The 26,014-nt window shown below is 45.9% G+C and carries 24 protein-coding genes; 11 read left to right on the forward strand and 13 right to left on the reverse strand.

What is annotated here, in order from left to right; translation table 11 throughout:
• A partial coding sequence (locus QUA02_RS20615; protein WP_333030257.1) for a hypothetical protein occupies window positions 1–446 on the forward strand: 446 nt, incomplete at its 5' end.
• A 51-nt stretch (window positions 447–497) separates the two neighbouring features.
• Here QUA02_RS20615 and QUA02_RS20620 read toward each other — a convergent pair.
• The 4 genes from QUA02_RS20620 to QUA02_RS20635 all read right to left on the reverse strand — a co-directional run bounded on the left by QUA02_RS20620 (window position 498) and on the right by QUA02_RS20635 (window position 3,684).
• A complete protein-coding gene (locus QUA02_RS20620) occupies window positions 498–1,733 on the reverse strand; it encodes a class I SAM-dependent methyltransferase (protein ID WP_333030258.1) in 1,236 nt (411 codons plus the stop codon).
• 9 nt (window positions 1,734–1,742) lie between these two features.
• On the reverse strand, window positions 1,743–2,102 hold the full coding sequence (locus tag QUA02_RS20625) for a helix-turn-helix domain-containing transcriptional regulator (RefSeq protein WP_333030259.1): 360 nt from the start codon (window positions 2,100–2,102) through the stop codon (window positions 1,743–1,745).
• Complete coding sequence (locus tag QUA02_RS20630; protein WP_333030261.1) at window positions 2,095–2,433, reverse strand: type II toxin-antitoxin system RelE/ParE family toxin; 339 nt, start codon at window positions 2,431–2,433, stop codon at window positions 2,095–2,097. The genes QUA02_RS20625 and QUA02_RS20630 overlap by 8 nt, the downstream gene beginning before the upstream one ends.
• A gap of 66 nt (window positions 2,434–2,499) precedes the next feature.
• Window positions 2,500–3,684, reverse strand: a complete 1,185-nt coding sequence (locus QUA02_RS20635; RefSeq protein WP_333030262.1) for an NAD(P)H-quinone oxidoreductase subunit H — start codon at window positions 3,682–3,684, stop codon at window positions 2,500–2,502.
• 57 nt (window positions 3,685–3,741) lie between these two features.
• On the opposite strand from QUA02_RS20635, the gene rsmH reads away from it, so the two are divergent.
• The 3 genes from rsmH (at window position 3,742) to QUA02_RS20650 (ending at window position 7,465) form a co-directional block, all read left to right on the forward strand.
• Window positions 3,742–4,644: a 16S rRNA (cytosine(1402)-N(4))-methyltransferase RsmH gene (rsmH, locus tag QUA02_RS20640; RefSeq protein ID WP_333030263.1), complete on the forward strand. Its 903-nt coding sequence runs from the start codon at window positions 3,742–3,744 to the stop codon at window positions 4,642–4,644.
• A 223-nt stretch (window positions 4,645–4,867) separates the two neighbouring features.
• On the forward strand, window positions 4,868–6,541 hold the full coding sequence (locus QUA02_RS20645) for a SpoIIE family protein phosphatase (protein WP_333030264.1): 1,674 nt from the start codon (window positions 4,868–4,870) through the stop codon (window positions 6,539–6,541).
• A 501-nt stretch (window positions 6,542–7,042) separates the two neighbouring features.
• Window positions 7,043–7,465 (forward strand): ATP-binding protein, encoded by a 423-nt coding sequence (locus QUA02_RS20650; RefSeq protein ID WP_293256122.1) that lies wholly within the window; start codon window positions 7,043–7,045, stop codon window positions 7,463–7,465.
• A gap of 493 nt (window positions 7,466–7,958) precedes the next feature.
• Here QUA02_RS20650 and QUA02_RS20655 read toward each other — a convergent pair whose 3' ends face one another.
• Window positions 7,959–8,393, reverse strand: a complete 435-nt coding sequence (locus QUA02_RS20655; protein ID WP_333030265.1) for a nuclear transport factor 2 family protein — start codon at window positions 8,391–8,393, stop codon at window positions 7,959–7,961.
• Window positions 8,394–8,707: 314 nt separating this feature from the next.
• Window positions 8,708–9,670, reverse strand: a complete 963-nt coding sequence (locus QUA02_RS20660) for an orange carotenoid protein N-terminal domain-containing protein (RefSeq protein WP_333030266.1) — start codon at window positions 9,668–9,670, stop codon at window positions 8,708–8,710.
• Window positions 9,671–9,880: 210 nt separating this feature from the next.
• Between QUA02_RS20660 and queG the strand changes: the two genes are divergently transcribed.
• On the forward strand, window positions 9,881–10,816 hold the full coding sequence (gene queG, locus QUA02_RS20665) for a tRNA epoxyqueuosine(34) reductase QueG (RefSeq protein WP_333030267.1): 936 nt from the start codon (window positions 9,881–9,883) through the stop codon (window positions 10,814–10,816).
• Between the two features lie 180 nt (window positions 10,817–10,996).
• Complete coding sequence (locus QUA02_RS20670) at window positions 10,997–11,629, forward strand: HAD-IA family hydrolase (protein ID WP_333030268.1); 633 nt, start codon at window positions 10,997–10,999, stop codon at window positions 11,627–11,629.
• Between the two features lie 470 nt (window positions 11,630–12,099).
• Here QUA02_RS20670 and QUA02_RS20675 read toward each other — a convergent pair whose 3' ends face one another.
• Together QUA02_RS20675 and QUA02_RS20680 are read right to left on the reverse strand one after the other, a co-directional pair.
• A complete protein-coding gene (locus QUA02_RS20675) occupies window positions 12,100–12,927 on the reverse strand; it encodes an SWIM zinc finger family protein (RefSeq protein ID WP_333030269.1) in 828 nt (275 codons plus the stop codon).
• 284 nt (window positions 12,928–13,211) lie between these two features.
• On the reverse strand, window positions 13,212–16,484 hold the full coding sequence (locus QUA02_RS20680) for a sll1366 family intein-prone helicase (protein WP_333030270.1): 3,273 nt from the start codon (window positions 16,482–16,484) through the stop codon (window positions 13,212–13,214).
• A gap of 371 nt (window positions 16,485–16,855) precedes the next feature.
• Here QUA02_RS20680 and QUA02_RS20685 point away from each other — a divergent pair, with 371 nt between their 5' ends.
• Together QUA02_RS20685 and QUA02_RS20690 are read left to right on the forward strand one after the other, a co-directional pair.
• Complete coding sequence (locus QUA02_RS20685) at window positions 16,856–19,009, forward strand: polyribonucleotide nucleotidyltransferase (protein WP_333030271.1); 2,154 nt, start codon at window positions 16,856–16,858, stop codon at window positions 19,007–19,009.
• A gap of 367 nt (window positions 19,010–19,376) precedes the next feature.
• Window positions 19,377–19,664, forward strand: a complete 288-nt coding sequence (locus QUA02_RS20690; protein ID WP_333030272.1) for a hypothetical protein — start codon at window positions 19,377–19,379, stop codon at window positions 19,662–19,664.
• 249 nt (window positions 19,665–19,913) lie between these two features.
• Here QUA02_RS20690 and QUA02_RS20695 read toward each other — a convergent pair whose 3' ends face one another.
• The 4 genes from QUA02_RS20695 to QUA02_RS20710 form a co-directional block, all read right to left on the reverse strand.
• Window positions 19,914–21,164: a Rid family detoxifying hydrolase gene (locus tag QUA02_RS20695; RefSeq protein ID WP_333030273.1), complete on the reverse strand. Its 1,251-nt coding sequence runs from the start codon at window positions 21,162–21,164 to the stop codon at window positions 19,914–19,916.
• 126 nt (window positions 21,165–21,290) lie between these two features.
• Window positions 21,291–21,785, reverse strand: a complete 495-nt coding sequence (gene msrB, locus QUA02_RS20700) for a peptide-methionine (R)-S-oxide reductase MsrB (protein ID WP_333030275.1) — start codon at window positions 21,783–21,785, stop codon at window positions 21,291–21,293.
• A 79-nt stretch (window positions 21,786–21,864) separates the two neighbouring features.
• Entirely contained in the window at window positions 21,865–22,581 is a 717-nt protein-coding gene (locus tag QUA02_RS20705) for a molybdopterin-dependent oxidoreductase (protein WP_333030276.1), read from the reverse strand.
• 10 nt (window positions 22,582–22,591) lie between these two features.
• On the reverse strand, window positions 22,592–23,200 hold the full coding sequence (locus QUA02_RS20710; protein WP_333030277.1) for a cytochrome b/b6 domain-containing protein: 609 nt from the start codon (window positions 23,198–23,200) through the stop codon (window positions 22,592–22,594).
• 254 nt (window positions 23,201–23,454) lie between these two features.
• Between QUA02_RS20710 and QUA02_RS20715 the strand changes: the two genes are divergently transcribed.
• Both QUA02_RS20715 and QUA02_RS20720 read left to right on the forward strand, forming a co-directional pair.
• A complete protein-coding gene (locus tag QUA02_RS20715; RefSeq protein WP_333030279.1) occupies window positions 23,455–24,075 on the forward strand; it encodes a thioredoxin family protein in 621 nt (206 codons plus the stop codon).
• A 4-nt stretch (window positions 24,076–24,079) separates the two neighbouring features.
• Window positions 24,080–24,772 (forward strand): cytochrome c biogenesis CcdA family protein, encoded by a 693-nt coding sequence (locus tag QUA02_RS20720; protein WP_333030281.1) that lies wholly within the window; start codon window positions 24,080–24,082, stop codon window positions 24,770–24,772.
• Window positions 24,773–24,909: 137 nt separating this feature from the next.
• On the opposite strand, the gene QUA02_RS20725 is transcribed toward QUA02_RS20720, so the two are convergent.
• The gene (locus QUA02_RS20725) at window positions 24,910–25,146 is read right to left on the reverse strand and encodes a hypothetical protein (protein WP_333030282.1); all 237 of its coding nucleotides are present in this window, start codon (window positions 25,144–25,146) and stop codon (window positions 24,910–24,912) included.
• A 274-nt stretch (window positions 25,147–25,420) separates the two neighbouring features.
• Here QUA02_RS20725 and QUA02_RS20730 point away from each other — a divergent pair, with 274 nt between their 5' ends.
• Window positions 25,421–26,011, forward strand: coding sequence for a sigma-70 family RNA polymerase sigma factor (locus QUA02_RS20730; RefSeq protein WP_333030283.1), 591 nt, complete (start codon window positions 25,421–25,423; stop codon window positions 26,009–26,011).
• The last annotated feature ends 3 nt before the right edge of the window (window positions 26,012–26,014 follow it).

Consider the following 26,014-nt stretch of genomic DNA (forward strand, 5'->3'; position numbering starts at 1 on the left):
ATCAGCGATATGTCTACATGGCTTATGGAATAGCATTAGCAGCTAAACCGACCATTAAACATTACTTTCCTGAAGAACACAAAGCTGATATCGTTGAAGCAATTGTATCTTGTTGGCTGAAGGATAGTTGTGAAATCCCAGAAACTTGGGCTAATACGTTGTTTCCTAATATCAACCAAATCGGAAAATATCAAGCTAGTAACGAAGCTTATAATATCTTCTACGGCTTGCTGCAAACACTCAACAGCAAAACAGCCTATAATGCCATCTTGGATATTTTGTATGATGCCATTACCGGGGACGCCATTTCTGGTTTTGCTGCGGCTCAACGAGATATGTTTAATTGGTGGTTGATCGAGGTGATTCCTGCTGCCTATTGTTTAAAGCTGCCATCTACTTTATATTCTGGAAAATGGGAATTTCCGCCACTGAGTCAGTGCGCTTAAGTGATGACAAAAGTAATTGGAAAAGAGTGCGTGTTGCTGATTATAGTTAACTTAAGGCACTGTGAAACCTTGGAGCGATTCCCTACGGGATAGCTTCGCTTCACGCACTTTTTCCTCCTCCCTCAACCCCTTCGACTGCACCAAAACCCCAAAACCCCCCAAACCCATCGGATCGATCAACTGATGCAAAGCCTCCCGTCGGCGCAAAAAGGTTGCCAAATCCAATGCTTGTGCATCATTTGTAGACAGAGAAGCAATACGATCGCCCAAACCCAACGCCATCAAAAACAAAGCCTGCTGAGTAAACCCTACCACATCCAAACCGCACAATTCACCCTGCCTTTCCAGCGCCGTAAAATTAACATGAGCCGTTAAATCCTGCCGCCCCACATTAATATAAGGATTATTGTGATATCGGTGCAGATAATAACACTGTAGCGTCCCCTCCCGGCGCCTCGGATTGTAATAGCGGTGCGCCGGATAACCGTAATCAATAGTTAACAAATATCCCCGCTGCAACTTTTGAGCAACTGTACTCATCCAGTCCAAAGCCGCCAAATTCACCTCACTGCGATAACCATCCCCGTAAACATTCGCAGACAAATCGATGCTTACAAAATCAAAATATTCGGAAATTTTTGGCGTGGAAACTTCGCCAATTACTTCAATAAATTTGATCTCTTTTTGTTCATTTTTGGGAGTTTCTGCGGCAACGTAAATCTCCCTAACTTGCCCTTCTTCCAGAATGAATTGATGCACTGGCAAAGCATCCACTAACTCGTTAGAAAAGAAACAACCGACAATTGAATTATTAACTATCTCATCCCAATTGCACCACTTAACGCACTTGATATCACCTAATCTTTGGCGTTGTTCCGCTTGAAGTATTGGCGAAATTTCAACAATTATGTATGTTAAATTTTTAAATAAGTCGGGATGTTGCCGTTGCAGGTATTGCAGCACATTAGCTGCAAAAGTTCCCCGCCCAGCGCCCATTTCTACGATCGCGAAATTGAAAGGTCGATCGAGAATTTGCCACATTTCCACAAACTGCTCTGCCAAAACCTCCGCAAAATCAGCACTCCAATGAGGCGACGTGATAAAGTCGCCTTGTTTGCCGATCGATGGGCGATCGCTATTATAATAACCGTGCTGCGGATGATATAATGCCAAATTCATATATTCAGCAAAAGTAATACGCCCCTGTGGAGTTGCGGCAATTCTTTCGCAGATTAAAGCGCAGAGTTCCGGGTTACTATCGTTAATATCTGATTGCTGGACTGCCATAATTAATCATTATACTGTGGGAAGATGCTCTGCGACTGCGATCGCACCCTCAGCCTCGAATGTTGAACTATCAGATTTAACCCCTATTTGTAGCTGAAATCCCAAAGCATCCAGCAACGCCACCAACAGATAAACTTCATCTCCTCCTGTTTTCGATAGTAAATTCTGCAATTTTTCACAATACAATTTAGCTGCATTTGAAAGCTGAATTATGCCCCCGCGAGCCTCAACTACATTACTAATTGCTAGTGGCAAAAGTTCAGCTTCTGCATTTTTTTCTTCCAAAATTGCCTCGATATAAGCAGCAGCAGCTTCAGGTTTTTTCAGGAATTCAATCAAGTCATCTTGGTAACTTACACTTTTAGGCATTGTCTCGACTCCTGTAATCTATCCAATATTCAATTGCTTTACGAATATCTCGATTTTGAGTGCTTTTATCTCCACCGCAGAGGATGAGAACAATCGTTTGCTCTATTTGCCCAAAGTAGACGCGGTAGCCTGGACCCCAGTCAATTTTTAATTCAACAACACCTTCTCCTACTGAGCGACAGTCTCCCAAATTGCCGAGCTTAATTCTGTCTAGCCTACCGCGAATCTTGGCTTCAGCTTTGATATCTCGAAGAGACTTCAACCATTCAGTGAAAGGAATTTTGCCATCTGGTGTGACGTAACGCTGAATTTCTTTTGGTTGAGCTTCCATAATTTATAGTAGCCGATCGCACTTTTTAGCAAACAGCCCAAAAATGCGATCGCCCTTTTCCTCTACCTACCTGTCAACCGAGCCCATAATAATGTCGATACTCCCCAAAATCGCCACCAAATCCGCAATCTTCACGCCGCGAACAATGTGAGGCAAAATCTGCAAATTATTAAAATCCCCAGTCCGAATCTTCCAGCGCCAAGGGAACACATTATCATCCCCGATAATATAAATCCCCAACTCACCCTTGCCGCTTTCAACCCGGACATAATGTTCGCCCTTGGGAATCTTAAAAGTCGGCGCTACTTTTTTGCCAATAAACTGATAGTCAAAACCATTCCATTCAGATTTTGGCCCGCTTTCGAGTCGCTTCGCTTCCAAATTCTCGTAAGAGCCACCGGGGAGTCCTTTCAAGGCTTGATAGAGAATCTTAACCGACTCGCGCATCTCCCGAACCCGCACCAAATACCGGGCCAAACAATCGCCAGCAGCTTCTGTACAAACTTCCCAGTCGAAGTCGTCGTAACATTCGTAATGGTCAACTTTCCGCAAATCCCACTTAACGCCGGAAGCGCGCAACATGGGGCCGGACAGTCCCCAGTTAATCGCTTCTTCGCGAGAAATAGTACCCAGCCCTTCAATCCGGCGGCGGAAGATTGGATTGTTGGTAATTAAACGTTCGTACTCGTCGATTTTGGGAACGAAATAATCGCAGAAATCGTGGCACTTATCTACCCAACCGTAGGGCAAATCTGCGGCGACTCCGCCAATTCGGAAATAGTTATTATTCACCATGCGATAACCTGTAGCGGCTTCCCACAAGTCGAGAATTGGTTCGCGATCGCGCATAGTATAGAAAAAAGGAGTTTGCGCCCCCACGTCCGCCAAAAACGGCCCCAACCACAACAAATGGTTAGCAATCCGGTTCAACTCCAGCATGATTACCCGAATGTAACTCGCCCGTTTGGGGACAGCAATATTCGCCAACTTTTCCGGCGCATTTACTGTCACCGCTTCGTTAAACATCCCCTCCGCATAGTCCCAGCGGCTCACGTAGGGCACGTACATTACGTTCGTGCGATTTTCGGCGATTTTTTCCATGCCGCGGTGCAGATAGCCCAAAACAGGCTCGCAGTCAACTACGTCTTCCCCGTCTAGGGTGACGATTAGCCGGAGTACCCCGTGCATGGATGGGTGGTGCGGCCCCATGTTGAGCACCATCGGTTCGGTTCTAGTCTCAATTCTTGACATAATTAAATGAATTAATGATTACTAGCTATTGTTGATTTTTGTTTGGCTTTTATGATTATGAAGGATATCGAGCTTTCTGAGAAGGACACCCTTGGATCGGATGTCAGCATTGACACCTATCACGTTCCAGTTTTGGGAAGCGAATTAATTGCGGGTTTGGCTGTGCGTCCCGGCGGCCGCTATTTGGACGCGACGCTTGGGGGCGGCGGACACACGAGTTTGATTTTAGCGGCGGCGGCCGATGTTACAGTGGTGGCGATCGACCGCGACGAACAAGCCATCCGTTTTTGCAAAACCCGATTTGCCAACTCGCCCGTTGAGTTTTGGCACGGCAACTTTGCTGAATACAAGTCCCCAGATGCCGAATTTGATGGTATCATAGCAGACTTGGGCGTCAGCTCGGCTCAGTTCGATACACCGGAACGGGGATTTAGTTTTCGCCACCCAGCTCAACTAGATATGCGTATGAACCAGCAGCAATCTTTGACCGCAGAAGAGATTATCAATCACTGGGAAGAAGTTAAACTAGCAGATATTATTTACAAATACGGCGAGGAACGACTGTCGCGACGCATCGCGAGGCGGATTGTCGCAAGCCGTCCTTTTCAAACTACAACAGAACTGGCTAGCGCGATCGCCAGCACCTTCCCACCCAAGCAGCGCAACGGTAGAATCCATCCGGCCACCCGCACTTTCCAAGCTTTAAGGATAGCTGTCAACTCCGAACTAGCTTCTTTAGAAACTTTCCTCAACCAAGCCCCAAGGTGGTTAAAACCCGGTGGGAGAATCGGAATCATTACATTTCACAGCCTGGAAGACCGACCGGTCAAGCACCAACTCAGAGGAACACCCAGTTTGCAGGTACTGACAAAAAAGCCGATCGTGCCACAATCCGAAGAAGTAGCTAGAAATCCCCGCTCTCGTTCTGCTAAGCTCAGACTGGCAGAAAAATTAACTTGATTTGGCAGTAAGGGGAGTAAACGACGAGTTCTAAACCAAGGCGAGGTCAGATAAGACCGCGACCGGCTGCAAGTTCCGAATATCCTTGTGGTGGTATCACTCGTCATGGCACTGACCTATGAAACCCGAACCCCTCACGCTAATGCGGCTCTGCTGAATCAGCGAAGGGTAATTGACAAGCTAGTTTTAGACCTGATTAATTCGCCTAGGAGTAGGGAATAGCATGAGTCGGGGAGATGGAAGCAAGCTGAAACTAATGGTAGTCGATGACGAACCCGACAACTTGGATTTGCTGTACCGGACGTTTCGACGCGACTTTCAGGTTTACAAAGCAGATAGCGCCCTCAGCGCCCTGGAAGTTCTAGACGAACAGGGCGAGATGGCGGTGATTATATCTGACCAGCGGATGCCAGAAATGAATGGCACCGAGTTTTTGGGGAAAACAGTCGATCGCTTTCCTGATACGATTCGGATTCTGTTGACTGGATACACAGATGTTGAAGATTTGGTCGAGGCCATCAACTCAGGTCAAGTTTTCAAATACATCACCAAACCGTGGAATCCAGAAGAACTCAAATTGGTGATCAATCAAGCCTCAGAAACTTACAAATACTACAAGCAGCGCAGCGTTGCACTGCGCCGCGCTTTGCGCAGAGAATCTCTGTTCAATGACGTAATGAGCGTGATTCGCGGGTCGCTAGATTACTCTAGTATGGTACAAACTATTGTTCAAACCGTAGGTCAAACTTTTGAGGCCAATTATTGTATGCTGCGGCCGGTAGAGGCCGATCGACTATTGCCGAGTACCTTCCCCTATCAAGCCCAAACCGCAGAACCTAGCAGCTTTTCTTTTGATGAAAATTTGCTGGTTCAAGCAGTAGCCAGCCGCCAAACTCAAGTGAACCCAAACAGTGGGGGGGACGGTAAATCGGTTGAGATTGCCGTACCCCTGACTTACCAGCAAGAATTGCTGGCGGTACTGGCTTTGTGCCAGATTGGCGGCACTAACCCTTGGTCGGCAGAAGATATAGAGTTAATAGAAGGTGTAGCAGCTCAAGCTGCTCTGGCTCTGTCTCAAGCTAAGCTATACCAGCGGACTCTGGATTTAGCCAAGCAGATGCAAAACGAGTTGGAAGTGGCCCGCCAAATCCAAACAAACTTGTTGCGCCAAAGTTGGCCGGATTTTGAAACAGTCAGGGTGCAAGCTTGCTGCTATCCCGCGCGGGAAGTTGGCGGTGACTTTTTTGAAGTCTACGTCCACTCTCAAGGGGATATTTGGATAGCGGTGGGAGATGTTTCGGGTAAGGGAGTTCCGGCTGCTCTATTTATGGCTAGCGCGATTTCGGTGATGCGGCGGGAACTTTCCCAAGAAATTTCTCCAGAACCAGATCAAGTTATGCAGAACATGAATAGCACTATGTCTGATGACCTGATCGGCAACAACCATTTTATTACAATGGTTGTAGCTCGTTACACTCCGTCAACGGGACACCTGGCCTTTGCTAATGCCGGTCACATTTACCCGATCGTTTGGTCTCACTCGGAGGTGAAAGCTCAATCCGCTAGCGGTAAAACGCAAGTCGAGCCGAATTTCCTGAAAGCTCGCGGCATTCCCTTGGGGATACTGCCAGTTTGGAGGGGCAAAGCAGGTGCGATCGAATTAAAGTCAGGAGATGTATTTCTGCTGACGAGTGACGGGATTACTGAAGCTACCGTGACTACTGAAGCGGTCGCAGGGGGTGAACAAACCCGTTCTATGCTACAACAAGAAGGGCTTTGGCAACTTTTGATTGAGGAGCCTGGTTCCTTCAACTTGGACAATTTATTGGCTCACATCCGAGCTGACAATCCAGTTCAGGAAGACGACCAAACTATACTCTCTCTGGAGGTTCTCTGAATCTGTCAGCAACTCCCGGCGGATAGTCGGGGGCGAGAGCGAAAAAAACTCAAGCCCTGCTTGTTGACGGCCAACAGAGTCCCGCAAAGGACTGCGTTATCGTCAACAGTAAAAAATCTAGCTCGCGATCGCGCTGCTAGTTTCCTGAATCGCTTTCCTGGGGGATTAAACACCTGCTGTAAATGGTTAAGGTAAGGTAGAAGGCATTCGTCAGAAATAACCAACGCTTAAAAGCCAGGGATTGAAACAAAGATTTTTTATACTTCGCGGATGGCAGCCTGAGTATAATTATCTATTGTTAATGGGCCTTAGACCCATAACTAAAGTTTTCAAATATACTCTTAACGAATGCCTTCTACCGAATGACGAATGCCTTCTTTTTAAACAGAAAAAGCTGGTATCCCCTGGCTAGCGATAAGTATTGAGGCCGAATCAATTCGGCGCGTCGTGTTTCATACCTGGTGTGAAGACACAGGGTTTTCAAACTTACGGGATTTTTTTATGAATACTGAGCTTCATGTGCCAAGCGACTTGCGGTTTTTAACAATTGTTGAAAATTGGTTGCTGAGCAGTTTAGAAGTAGAGCTAGGAGAGCACGTCGATTGGCCGCGTCAGTCGAATCGTTTGCGCTTGGTGTTAGCAGAAGCCTATTCTAACGTGATCCGCCATGCTCACAAAGATCAACCCAATTTGCCGGTGTTAATTCGCTTGAATTTAAAAAATCGGGATATTGGTTTAGAAATTTGGGATTACGGTAAAGGTTACGAAATGGATACTTACAGTCCCCCGAGGCCGGAAGCTAAACAGGAAAGCGGCTATGGCTGGCTGATTATGAGCAGACTTATGGATCGGGTGGACTACAGTTTGCAACTAGACGGTCGCAACTGTCTGAAGTTGGAAGCGAGTTTGCCAGAGAAATCTTAATTAGCCCTTAGTCGTCGATCCTTCGTCATCGGTCATTAGTGATTAGTCATTAGTCAATGGCAATGCACTTTTTGAGTCTAGTGGCTGTCTGTCGCACGGTGCGGTGACAGCCTCTTTTTCGTGCTGTCTCGTCCCTCTCTAAGAGACTGTAAGATTGTAGGGGTACAGTCCCGATCGCACAAATAGCGAAGAAACCGGTTTTTTTAACCGTTGGTGACGCTTCATATCAAATCCGCTGGCATCGGAATTATGTAGTGCGAGCTTAAGAGCTCGCGGCGTGGATCGCGAGCTCTTAAGCTCGCACGCGACATCATCCAAATATATTATTCCGATGCCACCGGAAACGATATCACCAGAGATTTGGGTAAAAAACCGGGTTTGGGCCTCATTCTTCCTATAAAAAGCAGATCGACCTGTCGATCGCATGACTTGAGGCATTACGTGCGATCGACAGGTCAAACCCAAATATCCAATTTAAATGTGAAACAGCCCATTAAATATCAAATTTCTTATGCGACCGCAGATTGAGCAATTCTTGGGGAGAAGCTAACAGCTTGACGGTGACAGAAAGGATTTCTTGGTGAGAATTGAGAACGAACAGCCATCCGACATTAATACCAAATGCGGAAGTTTGCACCCGGCCGCTGACCTGAACTTCAACTCGGCCATCTTCTAAAATTTGGCTGATACCTTGCTGGGGTTCGAGCTGCATTCCTCGCGCTTCTGTTTTTAGATAAGTGGCGATCGAGCTTTTACCGATAATTGGCTCCTCAAACGGCGCGTGCAGAACCCCGTCACCAGCAAACAAATCAGCAGTCGCTTCAAAATCGCCTGCGTTGAAAGTTTCAAAATATCGCAGTACCGCTGGCTTTGTGATGCCGGCAATCTTTATAGAGCGAGTTAAAATAGGTCGAGTTGTTGCGATCATAAAAATAAGTGATTTCAGATGAATGAGTCTACTGTAATCATTCTCTTTGTCGCAGCAATCCCTCAAAAGATATAAGTAGGCCCAGTAAAAAAAATTATCCTAAAAAAGGAGGAAATGGAGAGTGCCGATCGCAGCTTTTAGAGCGATCGACCGACATCATATCATGTCCGAGCGATCGCTTATATTTATTGCGAGTGCGAGCGTCTCGCTCGCACTGAAATGATAACTGATTAACCGGACATGATATCAAACCCAGACACCTGCAGGCATCTGGATTTCTGTAGAGTCTGTTTGACTGACCCAACTCGAATATTTTATTTGCGGATCAAATTGAGCAATTCTTTAGGAGATGCCAACAAGTCGATCGCCACAAAGAAAATTTGACCTTGGGGATCTAGCAAAAACCGCCACGCGATGTTCATACCCACATTCGCGCCAAACCAGGGAGTTTCGACTTTGCCGGTGACTTTCACTTGGCGGTAGCCATCTTCTGCGGGTTCCGATACGCCTTGCTGCGGCATCATTTTGAGTCCGATGCACTCTTCCCGCATATAGTTGAGGATAGCTTCGCGACCGACGATCGGCTTCTGGAAAGGCGGTTGCAGGGCACCTTCTTCAGCAAATAAACCGACGGCTGGGGTGAAGTCGAAGGCGTTCATGTAGTCGATGTAGCTGAGCACAGTCTGCTCGGTGATACCTTCAATTTTGGTTTTCACCCGCTCTTGCGGATCGGTGGGAGTGCTGCGGGGGGCCGAGCGTTTGCCGTACTCTTGGCTGAAATCGGGGTCGTAGCCCATGTGAACTACGGTATTGCGAAGTACGGTAATTTGTTGACCCGGATCTAGTTTCTTGATGGTTTCCAGAACTGTAGTGGCTTCGGGAGACATTTGATAGCCAGCGGGGATCGGAGCGACAACGCCCTGTTTCATCAACTGTCCCAACTCGTACCAGAAACCGAGTTTGGTGTTGACGCGCAAGGAAGTGTAAATCCGGCCGATTGTGGTGTCGGCGTTGCTGGCTAGGTCAAACATGGTTTTGCTTTGAGCAGCCGGCGACATTTGCTTGATTTCGTTGAGTATGCCTTCGACAAGCGCCATGCTGGCTACTCCTGGGGCGGCTGCGGTAATGGTAATGCCCATTTCGGTGTAGGCATACCATAGCAATGCCAGTTGGTCTTCAACGCTGAGTTTGTAGAATGCTTCCGTTGTAGCCGGAACAGCGCTAGCAATCTCGGTGTTGGAGAAAATAGATTGAGCGGATTGAATACTAACTGCCATGTGTATACTGTGGGATTCGCTGTCGGTTTTACTTGCGTACTTGAATTGGCGAATCGAATTCTCCCTTAATTAAAATTATGTATTGTTTTTGACAAATTAGAGTTCAAAATTATAAATATAAAGATTGTGAAAGTATTATGAATTTTCTCACTAAATCAGTCTAAATATTAATAGACTTATAGCGCATTTTGTGATATGGTTTTTTACCCGATGAAAACATCAATTAATAGCGATCGCATTAAGCAAAAAGCCCTTGAGTTGGGATTTCACAAAGTCGGGATAGCCTCAAAAGAGGCGGATTTCGATCGAGAAAAACAAAGATTGCAGGCTTGGCTGGACAAGGGCTATCAGGCGGATATGGCATGGATGGCTAACCCGAAACGGCTGGATATTCGATCGGTAATGCCAGAGGTGCAGTCATTAATATGTGTTGCCATCAACTACTACACGCCTCACCAGCGCCCGGGGGGTTCCGAATATGCCAAAATCTCTCGTTACGGCTGGGGGCGGGATTACCACAGAATCCTGCACAAAAAACTGAAGGTTTTGGCAAATTGGATGCGATCGCAAGGCGAGGGAATAGAAGCGCGATATTATGCTGATACCGGGCCGATTCAGGATAAAGTGTGGGCGCAGCGTGCGGGGATTGGCTGGATTGCGAAAAATGGCAATGTAATTTCGCGCGAATACGGTTCTTGGGTGTTTTTGGGCGAAATCTTGACTAATTTGGAGTTAGCGCCGGATGAGTCTCATGCGGAACATTGCGGTACTTGTACTCGCTGCATTGAGGCGTGTCCGACCGGGGCGATTACTGAGCCTTTTGTCGTGGATGCCGATCGATGTATAGCTTATCACACGATCGAGAATCGAGCCGAAAAATTGCCCGACGAAATTGCCTCTAATTTACAAGGTTGGGTAGCAGGCTGCGACATTTGCCAAGATGTTTGTCCTTGGAATCAGCGATTTGCGAAACCAACTGATGTTGCAGAGTTTGAGCCTTATCCTGAAAACATAGCGCCGACACTTGCAGAATTAGCTGACATTTCCGACGAGGAATGGAACCGCAGATTTACAGCTTCGGCGCTGCGGCGAATTAAACCCGAAATGCTGCGGCGAAATGCCAAAGCCAATCAAATTAACCATTAAAAGTTGAGATGTTCGCGCGGAGGGTGCTTGTGGGGCACCTTACCCTATAGATAATAACCCTAGGCTGCCCGCGGAGCACCAAGAGCCAATACATTATGCAGTAAGTCATTCCCCCATCTAAAATCTCAAATCTCAAATCTAAAATGGTATGATCCCCCGTTCCTTATTTGCTATTGTCCAATGACCAAAGTAATTATTTTTGATTTTGACGGTACTTTAGCAGATACGATCGATATTCTTCTGAGCATCACCAACCGTTTGTCAGTAGAATTTGGCTTTAAGTCTGCCACAAAAGAGGAACTGGCTCAACTGAGCAATTTAACTTCTTGGCAAATCTTGAAATATTCTGGCATTTCTATCTTCAAATTCCCGCTGCTGATTAGAAAGTTGAAAGCAGAGTTGCACAGTGAAATTCCCAACATTCAATTATTTCCGGGAATTAAAGAAGTTTTGCTGGAGTTAAAAAAACTTGGCTTTCAACTGGGTATCATCACCTCTAATTCCCGGGAAAATGTCTTGGAAACGCTGGAAATCAACGGTTTGCAAGACACTTTTACGTTTATTTATTCTGGTTCAACTTTTGGCAAACATAAAGTTATTAATAGATGGCTAAAAAGAGAGCAAATAAATGCTGAAGAAGTCGTTTATGTGGGAGATGAAATCCGAGATATAGACGCTGCTAAAAAAACTGGAATTAAGGTAATTGCTGTAAGCTGGGGTTTTAATTCTCAGGAAGCTTTGGCTGCACAAAATCCCGATTTTTTGATTGAACGCCCCCAGGAATTGATCGAGATTATGAGTAATATGAGGTAAGTGTAAATTTATGTAAACGAAGATTGCAAAATTTAAAGTAGTAAAAACTTTATGTGCGATCCGATTGAAAAAATTGATAGAAGCTGATATAAAGATGAATGAAAAGATTTACTCGATCGCTCAAAAAGTAGGAATAGCCTTATGTCAGCCTTTGAAACTTTCTTGACTTTTAGCTTGGCTTCAACTTTCGCGGTAGCTACTTTAGCAACTTGGTTGCGTTTCACGAATCCGCCTTCTGCTAAACGCAATTAGACATTATCATATACCCTTTCTCAGCTATAAGACTCGGCGGTTAAAACCGCGACTACACGAACAAAGTCCACTCCTAGCGGACTAAAGAATAATCGGCGTTGCTTAATCACGGAATGAAAAATGAAATAAGAAAATTCAGTCAATCTTCTGAATTTTCTTATTTCATTTTTTGCAGATTGAGCGGTTCATAACGTAAATCACCAATACCGAATAATCTGTTAATCTGCTTCGCCCCGTTTCAGTGCCGCTAAAACTGCTTGCTGGCTAACTGCTTGGTAGATTTTGCTAAAATGCTGCTTGAGTGCGTCAGATGCGGGGGAGGATTTGCTAGCGGTTCCTTTGCCGTCCGTTGCGAGGGGAATGGGGCCTAAAATATCTAATACTGTTTCGCTACTGGGCGGCGGTACAATCACTACTAAAGATGATTCTAGCTGCTCGTTGTATTCCCAAAAGCGATCGACCTTTGGCAATTTAGCATTCGCAGTGGGGGAATTTTCGCCGGAGTTGAGTTGGGAATTTTCCTCTCCTTGCGTACCTCGTCTTTGACGGAGTGCTGTCAAGATTTGCTCTTTTGTTCGGCCCCGCAGTTGAAAGAGTACGAAGGGGTCTTCGCTGAAGCGATCGCCCAATAAGTAGTATACTGCACTGATGTGTTTGCAAGGGTTTTGGGGGTCAGGACAGCTACAGCGCGATCGAATATCAGATAAACTTAACGGAAATAGCGTTTTGCCGGCTGCTGCAAATACATCTTCAATATTGTGCGGCATTTCTCCTGCTAAGAGTTTAGCTGAAAAAACGGCTCTTTGCGACATATTTTCAATCACGTAATCCCAATCTTCATCAGTCAATGTGTCGAGTCCTAAAGAAACTTGATAGGGTTTGGGATCTGTTCCTTGAACTATGGCAATTACTTCTCGATCGGGAAATTTAATGCTGAGAACTTTACCTTCGCGCGCGTATTGCCAGCCTCGTTCTAAGCGCTTTTTGAAGCGGTAGGTATTGATTAAATCTAACCACTGTTGTGTCCACCATTCTCTGTCAATCATTTATTTTGGAATTGGGAATTGGGCAGCGGGCATTGGGCATTGGTAATTGGGATGCTGGAGTCAATCGATTTTAGATTTTAGATTTTAGATTTTAGATTTTAGACTGAAGCATTGACCCTACGGATAAATTCGGGGGGCAAGTTTCATCGGATACAGGTTTTTTATTTCTCCACGGATGAATCCGGGGGCTTGTATCCTGGATGCTGGAGTCAGAAAGGAAAAAACAGCTATCCGTGTATTCGTGACATCCGTGTCGTGCTGTTGGGAATTGGTAATTAATCATATTATTCTTCTTCTGTTTCTATAATAGCATTTCGATCGAGGATTAGTAAATTGCGAAGTTGGTCTGTATCTAACTCCGTGAGCCAGTTTTCACCGGCGCTGACTACTTGTTCGGCTAAGGCTTTTTTGCTTTCAATCATATCATGAATCTTTTCCTCTAATGTACCAGTGCAGACAAATTTGTGGACTTGCACGTTGCGAGTTTGGCCGATGCGAAATACGCGGTCAGTTGCTTGATTTTCAACTGCTGGATTCCACCACCTGTCATAGTGAAAAACGTGGGTTGCTCTGGTTAAGTTCAGGCCTGTACCGCCAGCTTTTAATGATAAAATCATAATCGGTGGGCCTTGGGGATCGTGCTGGAAGCGATCGATCATTTCTTCCCGCTGCTGCTGCTTAATGCCGCCGTACAAAAACAAAATTTCTCGACCCAAATGCTGTTCTAGATGCGGTTTCAGGAGTTTTCCCCATTCCGCAAATTGAGTAAAAATTAAAGCCCGATCGCCCTCAGCGAGCACCTCTTCTAACATTTCCACCAACCGCTGCAATTTCCCCGATTCCTGACTCTTAATCCCCAATTCTTTTGGCTTAGCTTCTGCTTTCACAAGAGCCGGATGGTTGCAAAGTTGTTTCAGCTTTACCAGCAAAGCCAGAATCATTCCCCGGCGCTGAATACCTTCGGCGGATTCTAATTCAGCTATTGACTCTTCGACTATTTTCTGATACAATACCGCCTGTTGAGCCGCCAGCCCACAAAATACAGTCATTTCCTGTTTTTCGGGCAAATCTTGGATGATTTCTTTGTCAGTTTTCAGGCGGCGGAGGATGAAAGGCCGAACGAGCGATCGCAAACTCTGCAATGATTCCCTATCTCCGTATTTCTCGATCGGAATAGCAAATCGGCGCTGAAAGAAATTGCGCGGCCCCAAATAGCCAGGATTCAGAAACTCCAAAATCGACCACAATTCTTGCAGTCTATTTTCCACCGGAGTTCCCGTCAGCGCAATTTTAAAAGATGCCTCGATTTCGCGTACTGTTTTCGACTGCTTAGACTCCGAATTTTTGATATTTTGCGCTTCATCTAAAACCAATCCTTGCCATTTAGTGCTTTGAATTTCCTTAGCATCGCGAAACACTAGCGCGTAACTGGTAATTATTAAATCCTTTCCCTTAATTGCCGTCGCAAATGCTTTGCCTTTAGCGCGTTTGTCTCCGTGGTGAACTAACACTTTCAGCGTCGGACCAAATTTCTTGACTTCGCGCTCCCAATTGCCCAATACCGATGTCGGACAAACCAATAATGTCGGCGCTTCTAGAGAATTTTGTTCTTGCAAGTGCAGGAGGAAAGCAATTAGCTCAATGGATTTTCCCAATCCCATATCGTCCGCTAGACAAGCCCCCAAACCCCAGCGTTCTAAGAAGGCCAACCAGCCAACTCCTAGTGCTTGATAAGGCCGCAATTCTCCTCGGAAACTAGCCGGAGTTGCGATCGCACTTACCGCTTGATTATTGCTCAAAGTATTCAGCAACTCCTGAAGTTGACCAGTTGCTTCAAAATTCACCACGGGCAATTTCTCGATCGTCTGAGAATCGCCCGAAGCCAAACGCAAAGCATCCTCCAAAGAAAGAGTCATTTGCTCTTTGCGGCTGGCAAAAAAAGTTTGAGCAGCCCTCACATCCGGCGCCCGCAATTCCACCCACTCGCCGTTAATTTCCACCAAAGGCGAATTCAACGCGATCAATCTGTCAAACTCTGCCTTAGAAAGGCGCTGTCCGCCGATCGTCAATTCCCACTTAAAACTTAGCAAACTTTGCAATCCCACTCCACCCTTAGCAGGATTTAATTTCGGAGTTTCGGCTAAAATACTCAAACCCAAACGACTCGCCCAACCATCTGTCTTTGTCAAACTAGGCGGCAAAACTACCCCCAAGCCGCTATCAGTAAACCGCCAAGCCACAGACTTGATAAAATTGTAGGCATCTAACGGTTTTAAAAGACAAGATTGAGGTCGCTGTACTTGCAAACTCGGTTCAATTAACGGATAAAGTTTTGAGGCTAAACCCAAGCCGCTGAGCAAAGTTTCTTGAGGTAATTCTATAGTCCGGCCTGCATAATTCAAACGCTCGACTGAGTTGTTCCAAATAGTTGTCGCATCTACCAAAAATTCTGCTTCATCTGCGGCTTGCAAGCAATAATTTAAACTCCAGTCGGCTTTACCGGGCGCTGGTGGTATGAGTTGAAAACAAGTGCGAAATTGATTTTGTTGAGATGGTGCATTTTGCAGCGGTGCAGTCCAAGCTTTCAGTTTGGTTGCTAAACTTTCCAAGGCTGCTGATTCTGCTTGAACAATACCAGATTCTTGCTGCAAAGATTGCAGCCATTCGCGGGTAGGAGAAACTGTTTTGATCTCTAAAGTAGAGCTACCAGCCGATCGCACTTGACCATCTACAACACTGCTCAAAAAGCCTAACACCAATTCCTGGGCCCCCACCGGCAAATCCACCGCTAAAGGCAATTGACTCGATTCTTCTGACAACTGACAACTGACAACTGACAACTGATATGTTCTACAAGCCGTCGGCATTTGCTTGACGAAAGTAGCGAGACGGAGTTGATCTGTAGAACTATCTAACAAAGGTTGCCATTTGGCAATAGCGGAACCGTCGGACTGTTTCTCCAATCCAGGCAAAAATTTGCATCTTGCCAACAAATCCAAACTCCACCTAGCAACATGAGACCAAAAACGCAAATCTGAGCCGACAAAAGAGTCTGGTTCTGTGCTGTTAAGCGGCAGTGATTGCAAGAAAACAAAAGCTGCTTTAGGGTTGAGAAAATAACCCTCGACTTGCCAGGGATAAAGATAAATTTCCTCGGTTGGGGCAGGTTCAGAAAAAGCTGCGGCCGAGTGCTGCGGCATCAGAGTTGCGTTCGATTCTGAGATTTGAGTCGGAAGTGCGATCGCCCGAATTTGCCTTTGAATTGAGGAGTTTTGGGGGAGGATTTCTACTGGGTTTTGACTTTTGGGCGATCGCCTAGTTTTTTTGCCTTTTTCCGGTGGAGTTTCGGCAATTTCCGGTAATTGCCAGTTGAGTTTTCCCGACTGCTGCAAAGAAGTTAAGAACGTCTTCAATTCAGCTTCGGCCATTGCCAATGGATGGCGAATATTTATCGATTCACTGATGTCGCTCGCCCCTATTTTTCGCCAAGTTTCTCCCCAAATATATAACCCACTTTTTTCGCGATCTAGCAGCCAAGTGCCGTGTAAAATGGCCATTTTATTGAATCCTTATAACTTGATTATTTTCAAGATTTACTACAGCAATCTTGTTTGATTTGTAAAAAATATTTTTTTAACTAACCACAGAATTACTCATGAGTCAGTCAACAGTCAACTGACAACAGTTAACTGACAACAGACAAATGAAAATTTATCCTACCACCTATTTCAGGTATTGGGCGGGCGATCGCCCAATCGAGCCCAGAATACCAAAAATAATCAAAGAGTATAAATGCTTACAATCGAGGCGCCAGCAGTCGATCGACACCGAATTATCCCTGTCTTTTGGTCGCTGCCTCTCAAACCTCCTGTGGTAATGTTACGATCCCGACAGAGAAAGAATGTGGTAGATAAGGAAGCAGTGCTACATGGTAGAGATAGACAAGTCAATATCCTTCGATGGACGGGATATTAGACTGAAGATTGGTTTACTAGCGCCTCAAGCAGGCGGTGCAGTTTTGATTCAGTCGGGTGACACGGCGGTTTTAGTGACGGCGACTCGATCGCAGGGGAGAGAGGGAATTGATTTCCTGCCCCTGTTGGTAGATTACGAAGAGAGACTCTACGCTGGCGGTAAAATTCCCGGTGGATTTTTGCGCCGGGAAGGGCGGCCACCAGAAAAAGTGACTCTCACGGGCCGTTTGATCGATCGACCGCTGCGCCCGCTATTTCCTAGCTGGCTGCGAGATGACATCCAAGTTGTAGCAACAACGCTGTCGATGGACGAACAAGTGCCGCCGGACGTTTTGGCGGTGACGGGGGCTTCGGTGGCGATACTGCTGGCGAAAATGCCGTTTTACGGGCCGATGGCCGCAGTGCGAGTCGGTTTGGTAGGGGACGATTTCATCATCAACCCAACCTACAGCGAAATCAAAGAAGGCGAGTTGGATCTGGTGGTAGCCGGTTCTCCTGATGGAGTAATCATGGTGGAAGCCAGCGCGAACCAATTGCCGGAACAGGATATCATCGAGGCGATCGACTTCGGCTATGAAGCAGCCTGTGACTTGATTCAAGCCCAGCGCGAAATTATGGCGGAATTGGGCATCGATTTGGTGGTAGAGGAACGGCCATCGCAAGATTCGGCCCTGGAAAACTTTATTCGCGATCGCGCCCAAGAACCCATCCGCATCATTTTGTCAAGATTTGAAAAAGACAAAACAATACGGAATGCAGCATTGGACGAAGTTAAGGCAAATGCAGTCGAATCTGCCATCGCCGAACTCTCCGAAGACGACCCGGTAAAACTAGCCGCCACCGCCAACAGCAAGACGATCGGCAACGTTTTCAAGGACGTTACCAAAAAAATGATGCGGAAGCAAATCATCGAAGATGGCGTTCGTGTAGACGGCCGCAACCTAGACGAGGTGCGACCCGTTTCTTGTCGCGTAGGGGTGCTGCCGTCGCGAGTACACGGCTGTGCGCTGTTCAATCGCGGTCTAACCCAAGTCTTGTCCGCAGCAACCCTGGGAACCCCAGGCGATGCCCAAGATTTAGGAGACGACTTGCACCCGCAGCAAGACAAACGCTACTTGCATCACTACAATTTCCCGCCGTTTTCGGTAGGAGAAACCAAGCCGATGCGATCGCCCGGACGCCGAGAAATCGGTCACGGAGCCCTCGCAGAACGCGCTTTGCTGCCGGTTTTGCCATCCAAAGAAGATTTCCCCTACGTCATTCGCGTAGTTTCAGAAATCCTTTCTTCCGACGGTTCGACCTCAATGGGTTCAGTTTGCGCCTCAACGCTAGCATTAATGGATGCAGGCGTTCCCCTTTCCCAACCCGTCAGCGGCGCGGCAATGGGTTTAATTAAAGAAGGCGATGAAGTCCGAATTTTGACTGACATTCAGGCAATTGAAGACTTTTTAGGCGACATGGACTTCAAAGTAGCCGGTACCGACACCGGGATTACTGCTTTGCAGATGGACATGAAAATCAAAGGTTTGCCCTTAGATGTGATTGCCACCGCCATCCGCCAAGCCAAACCGGCCAGACTGCACATTTTAGAAAGAATGCTGGCAACCATCGACACTCCCCGCAAGGAAATGTCGCCGTTTGCACCGCGTTTGTTAACCCTGAAAATCGATCCTGAATTTATCGGTTTGGTAATTGGGCCCGGTGGCAAAACGATCAAAGCCATCACCGAAGAAACCGGTGTCAAAATAGACATCGAAGACGACGGAACCGTGACAATTGCTGGCAACGACAGCGAAAAAGCTCAGCGGGCTTACAACATCGTCCAAGGCATGACGCGCAAGTTAAATGCAGGAGATGTGTATGTCGGCAAAGTAACTCGAATTATTCCGATCGGCGCTTTTGTGGAAATTCTGCCAGGAAAAGAAGGAATGATTCATATTTCCCAGTTAGCGGACTACCGCGTCGGGAAAGTGGAAGACGAGTTAGCTGTGAACGATGAAGTGATTGTCAAAGTGCGAGAAATTGACAATAAAGGTCGAATTAATTTGACCCGCTTGAACATTCATCCCGACGAAGCGGTAGCCGCCCGCGAAGCGTTGAATAAATAGTTTACGGTTGGTAATTGGTAATTACTTGTAGAGTAATTGCTAATTGCTAATTGGTAACTGGTAATTAGTAATTGCTAATTGCTAATTGAGATTAAATCTGATTGTTTCAGATTGATTTGGGAGTAGGTGCGCGACAGCGACAGATCGACAAAAGTGCGATCGGCTGTGGAAGTTAATACAGTCGCGCACTTTACCCTCGGGGGTTGAAACCGCAACTACATAAATGAAGTTCACTCCTAGCGGACTCAATCAAATATAAAGTTACCTCTTATTATCATTCGGCGGTTGAAACCGCGTCTACACAAACAAAGTCCGCCTGCGCGGACTGAAGAAAATATAAAGTATGCTTAGAGGGAGGCATAAATCAATGCCAAAACGGTTGATCGTTTTCAAAACAGAATCGCTTTCTTCCCCTGGATGGGAGGATAGATCGCTTTCCCATACAGGTGCTCTCACGAGTATCCTAGCAGAACACTACGACTACTCAGACAAACCTCTGCCTAAAACGGGTGATCGCCTGCGAAACTTTGGCCAATTTAAAGAGAGTGCAGATCCTAAATCGCCTGCTGCCAGCACTCACGTTCGCTGGGGAGATTGGGAGGTTTCGCGCAGGAGTACACGCCTGAAATTCCGAATGCTGCATACGACTGTTTAGCGGTATGCTACTGTTGCTACTCACCCATTGAGCCCGAATGGAAAGAATTGCCGAAAATTCAAGTTACATCTTTCATTGAGGAAGATATTACCCACAGTCACGACACGGCAGTGCCGTTTCCCTACAATTAATCGGCGGATGGTTACATCTTTCATCGAGGAAGATCGATCGTTTTGGGGTAGGGAAACGGCATTGCCGTGTCCTCCGTTGCCTATGATTCATTCCAGTGCCACCGGAATTGATCTTAAATCAAATCACGGCAATACAATCAATTTCAACTAACACATCTTTCGGCAAACGCGAAACCTCTACACAAGCGCGCGCCGGTGCAGTTTCCGCATCAAAATATTTCCCATAAACCGCATTTACCGCGGCAAAATCATTCATATCCTTGAGAAAAACCGTGGTTTTTACCACATCCAACCAAGTAGCGCCGGCTTCTGTGAGAATCGCTTCCAGATTTGCCATAACTTGTTCGGTTTGTTTTGCCACATCGTCAGTGTAGACAATATCGTTTAGTCTAATGTCGATCGCAATTTGGCCAGCTACAAACAGCATAGTGCCCGTTGCGGCGATCGCTTGATTGTAAGGGCCCACGGGTGCGGGTGCTTTGTCAGTACGAATAATTTTGCGCGTCATAGCTGTCACTTTTTGGGATAGTTTTTCCGAAGTTTCTGGCTGGTAGATTTCTCCGTCAGAGGTTTCTGGCTGATAGATTTCTCCATCGGGCATTGTAGCACAAGTGAAGTCTGCATTTTCAATATTCCAACCATAAATTCTTGCGTTAGTTAAGTCTGCCTTTTTCAAGTTTGCTCTACTTAAATCTGCTCCCATTAAGTTTGCTCCTTGCAGATTTGATCTTTCTAGATTCGCACCTTGGAAACAGGCTTTTTTAAGGTTAGCTTCTTCCAAGTTTGCCACACTTAAATCTACATCTATCAACTTAATTCCTGACAAATTGCTTTTTTGCAAATTGACGGCCCTGAGTTTACAACCCTTGAGCTTTGCCTCTAAGAATTGTACACCACTTAGAATTGTTGCAGTTAAATTTGCTTCAGCCAGGTTTGCTCCAGTCAGATTAGCGTTAGTCAAGTTAGCTCTATTTAAATCTGCCTGAAACAAGAAGGCTCTACTTAGGTTAGTAGCTGTTAGGTTTGCACCAGTCAGATTTGCCTTGTCAAGATTAGCATTAGTCAAGTTGGAACTACTCAGATTTGCTTTACTCAAATTTGCACCGTTGAGTTCTGCTAAACTTAGATTAGCTGAATCACAACGTATTCCACTCATGTTTGCACTTGTCAAGGATGCCCGACTCAAATTAACAGCGTAAAAAATCGCATCTGTTAGGTTGGTGCCACTCAAATCAGTTCCCGTCAAATTAGCACCCTGTAGGTCAATACCACTCAGGTCAGAACCTTTAAGGTCTACCCCACTTAACCGTTCATTATGAAATTTTCGTTCGCCTTTAGCGTATCTTTCTAAAAGTTCTTCAGCATCCATAAATAACCTCGATCGCCCTTACGTCCCAAAAATCACTATACCATCCGCGCGAATCCGCCTGCACTAGCGGTTTTGCGGATGGATGATTATCGGATTCGATACCACAGAATGACCCGTGAAAGAATGTCAGCCAGCAATAAATTTCATAGCAACACCGTTCATGCAGTAGCGTTTGCCAGTAGGTGCAGGGCCGTCATCAAATACGTGACCCAAATGCCCCCCGCAGCGATGGCAATGCACTTCAATTCTACTCGCAAACAGCGAATTATCCACTGATGTGGCGATCGCCCCTTCGATCGGTTCATAAAAACTTGGCCAACCAGTACCGCTATCAAATTTGGTTTGCGATGAAAAAAGTGGCAAATTGCACCCAGCACACGCATAAATTCCCTTCCCGTATTGCTTGTCGAGAATGCTAGTGTGAGAGCGTTCAGTGCCGTGTTTTCGCAACACATCAAACTGTGCTGGTGTCAAAATTTTGCGCCACTCTTCCTCAGTTTTAGTAATTTCAAAAACACCCTTAGAAGCGGCCATAACATCTGACTTTCCAGGCAAACAGGACGATAACCATGCCATGCTTGCTGTGGCTAGACCCGCTTTCAAAAATAATCTTTTTTTCATTGTACATCATCCACTTGTTAATTAATACCAATTCTGAAAACTAAGGAGACTGCCTAATTCAGGCTTCTCAAACACATTATTATAGCCCTCCAAACCACTCGTAACCTTGATCCTCCCAGTAACCCTTTTCAGGCAGCAATTCAGAAACTAATGTAATTCTAGTCACCCACTTACTCTGTTTGTAACCCAGCTTAATTGGAGATGCTAGGCGTAAAGGCGCACCATTCTCAACACTCAGAGGATTACCATTTTTCTGATAAACCATCAAAGTCTGAGGGTGCAACGCTGAAGGCATATCCCAACTCTCGTAATAGCCATCAGCAGACTTAAAATAAACATAGCGAGCATTTGTCTTTGGTTGAGCAAGTGCTACCAAATCCCGCAGCCGCACTCCGCCCCACTGCACGATAGCAGCCCAACCCTCCACACAAACATGGCGAATTGTCATTACACTCAAAGGCATAATCTGAAGTTGTTCTAGACTGAGGTTGAGGGGACGATTTACCTCACCATCAATTATCAGACGGAAAGCTTTTGCATCAATATCTGGAGTAATATCAAAGGTATTGATAATTAAGGCATTCGGCTCGATCGCACTTGCAGGAAATTCCGGTACGAGTTTTTGAGGATTCAACAACAAAGCTTCAACACTTTGGTTGAGAGGTTCAAAAGTCTTACCTACCACAGCATCAAAAGGAATCAACCCACAACCGCCTAAAAATAAACCGATGCCAGAAAGTCCAGATAATTGGAGAAATTGGCGGCGCTGCCATAAACGAGGAGAGTCTGGAAACATTAGGAAACCTCTACCAAAAAATTGACTTAATCAGGCGCGAACCCCCTACCTTGAGGCCCAGCAAAGAGTGAATTAGTGCAAAGATGATGACGGTAGGAACCGATATAAAGTGAACGACTCTCAGTGCCTGCCAACTGCCAAATAAATCAACAATCCAGTGGAATTGAGCAGGTTTATACATTCCCATTCCGCTAAATAAAGCTAGCAGCAAAACCGGAATAATTGCTGTGTAAGCTAGGCGGTGCCATGAATAATTTTTGCGCTTCTCATTTTGAGAATTCTGCAAAGCTTTCAGGTCATTATAGCCGAGAAAACGATGCTGCCAGCGGCGGGTGATGAAAATATAGACACCGTACCAAAATAGATTGAGTGCGAATAACCACATGGCAGCGAAATGCCAATGTCTGCCACCAGCCAGCCAACCGCCTAGCAAAAATATGGGTGGGAACTGCCATCCTCCCCGCCCGCCAAAAACCGGATTCGAGTTGTAAATTTGCAATCCACTGCCAATCATCATCACTAGACTAATGATATTTAACCAGTGAAATAACTTCGCCCCAGTTGCCTGAGTCGGTAAAGGTTTAGACCGAGATTTTTTAGAAGGAGCAGATGAATCCATAGTGCGTAAGGGTGACAAGAACAGGATTTATGCAAAACCTCTATATGTAGGACTCCATGCACACCGCACCTTATCGTTATAAATAGCACGTAAAACCACTTTTTGCATAAGTCCAGAAGAGACTCGGTTTTTAGTAGTCTCTAACTTAATACGATGCTAACTCTATTTTGGATTTAAAATTTTTGCTGTTTGCATAAAACATCCAATTTCCGGTCATCTCCGTATATAAAGTAAATAAGGAAGGAAATTAATTTATGAACAAGCGCTGGCTGGGGCGACGCCAATTACTTTGGTATTTAGGGCTGGGAGTTGGTGGGACTGCTCTCAGTTGTGGCATTAAGAAAGATATTATCGCAACTTCTAGCTCTGACAATATCCCCATACCCGATCCTGCTAAAATTCCTAATTTTCCCACAGTCGAGAACGTTGCTGCCTCACCAACTGGAAAGTCTTTACCAGAGTTTCAAGGCATCAGCCAGTGGCTAAATTCTGCGCCGTTGAAAATAGCTGACCTTAAAGGCAAAGTGGTGTTGGTGCAATTTTGGACATTTGCCTGCATTAACTGTCAGCGCACTCTGCCCTACATCGTCGGTTGGAACCAGAAATATGCCGATCGCGGATTGAAGGTTGTGGGCATACACACCCCTGAATTCCCCTTTGAGCGGGATGCCAACAACGTCAAAAAAGCTTTACAGCAACACCAAATTACCTATCCCGTGCCGCTGGATAACGAATTTAAAACATGGGCTGCCTACCAGAATGAATATTGGCCTCATTTATTTTTAGCCGATCGACAAGGCATCTGGCGCTACGACCATATTGGGGAAGGAGCTTATCAGGAAACCGAACAGACTATTCGCAAGTTATTAGGGTAGTCAGATGCCAATTTCACTCACGTCGGCTGGTGTGGCTTTACTAGCAGGATTTTTAACAATTCTCTCGCCCTGCGTCTTACCAATCCTACCCATATTATTAGGACGCAGCCTGCAATCTCATCGCTATGGCCCCATTGCTTTGGTATCAGGATTGATAGCTGGTTTTGCGGCAATTGGGAGCTTGTTGGGAGTGACATCAGGGTGGTTTGTCAACTTTGCTAGCATCCTCCGAACTGGAGCACTTGCCTTTCTGTTGATTGCTGGAATAAGTGCTATTTTTCCGCAGAGTTACCAACTGCTGTTTAAATACTTACACTTTGAAAGTTGGCTCAAAGCACCCGCACGAGTAGGGTTGGTTGGCGAATTTTGGCTGGGAACCCAACTCGGCTTGCTTTGGACACCTTGTGCGGGGCCAGTTCTTGGCAGTATTCTGGTCATAGCTGTTGTCAATCCTCAACCTGTAACTGCGTTTGTTTTACTAATTTTGTACGGTTTGGGAGCCGGGTTGCCGCTACTGGCGATCGCCTATGGAGGACGCTATTTCAGCCAGCACTTATTACGTTTGCGCCCCCACAGTGCAGCCTTACAAAGAATCGGCGGCGTAATTGTTGTGGGAAGTGCGATCGCGATTCTTTTGGGTTGGGATGTCAAGATACAGCTTTGGTTAGCTCCGTTTTTTCCAACTCTGCCACTGTGAAGGGGACTGTGCAGTCCGGGTATAAACTAAGCTAATCAGCATTTTAATTGTATGTAAAAAAATAAAACTATTGTGGGGCGTTGCTCCTAGCCCGCCCCAAATAAGCAATGTAACTTCGGTGATGTCTTTGGTAAAGGCTATTTTTTCATAGCATCAGGACTCTTCATCGCACCGGGACTCTTCATCGCATCGGGACTCTTCATCGCACCGGGACTCTTCATCGCATCGGGACTTTTCATCCCATCAGGACTCTTCATCGCATCGGGAGAAGCGTTAGGAGCAGCCTGATTTGTGCTACTAGGAGTCTCAGAGCAGGCATACAGACTAGCTGTTAGAGTCAGACCAACAATCAAATAAAGCACTTTCCGGTTCATATTGTTCTTCCCAATCTGAGGAATCTTGATTTAAGCAGTCAGCAGGTAATACCTAGCCGTGTTTCCTCTTATAGTACGGCTTACTCGTTTGATTGGATTGCGAATAGCCTAAATTTATGGCGATCGAGGTTAAGATACTCAGCTTGTATACATCCAATCAGCTTTGCGGGCCGTATTTAAGAAGATGGGGCCAGATTATTTTTGGAGACGCGCTTGCTGCAATAACCAGAATCAACTTAAAATTATCGGTTTAGGTCTGTTCTACAAAACACCTATGGATTTGAACTCTGCCGAAACAAGCGCGGATAACACTGACAAACAGACTGACGCTGAGTTATTTCGGTTGATGAGTGTTGGTCAACCTTCTGCTTTGGGCATTCTCTATAACCGCTATGGCAGCTTAGTCTACAGATTGGCGCTGAGAATTCTCAGCAATCCTCAAGAGGCAGAAGACTTAACCCAAGAGATTTTTCTCAATCTCTGGAATAGGGGCGCATACAATCCGAATCGCGGCTCTATGAGCAGCTTTTTGACAACTATGACTCGATCGCGCGCAATTGATAAACTTCGTTCCCGCAGCACAAACTTAAAATTTCTCCAGCGATGGAGTCAGATGATGGCTACTGAAATTCCCCCTCTCACGCCTTTCGAGTCAGCTTCTTTAAGTGACCGATCTCACTGTGTTCGCGATGCCTTAGCTCAACTTCCAGAAAAACAGCAACAGGTGTTAGAGATGGCTTACTACGACGGTCTGAGTCAATCAGAAATTGCAGCTAAACTTAGTATACCGCTGGGAACAATTAAAACTTGGTCTCGGCAAGGTTTGTTGAACTTAAGAAAAAACTTACAAAATTTAATTGGCTAGTTG

Origin of the sequence: Microcoleus pseudofavosus SVA1_A4, from assembly GCF_036700565.1 — a bacterium.
Taxonomy (GTDB): Bacteria; Cyanobacteriota; Cyanobacteriia; order Cyanobacteriales; family Microcoleaceae; genus Microcoleus.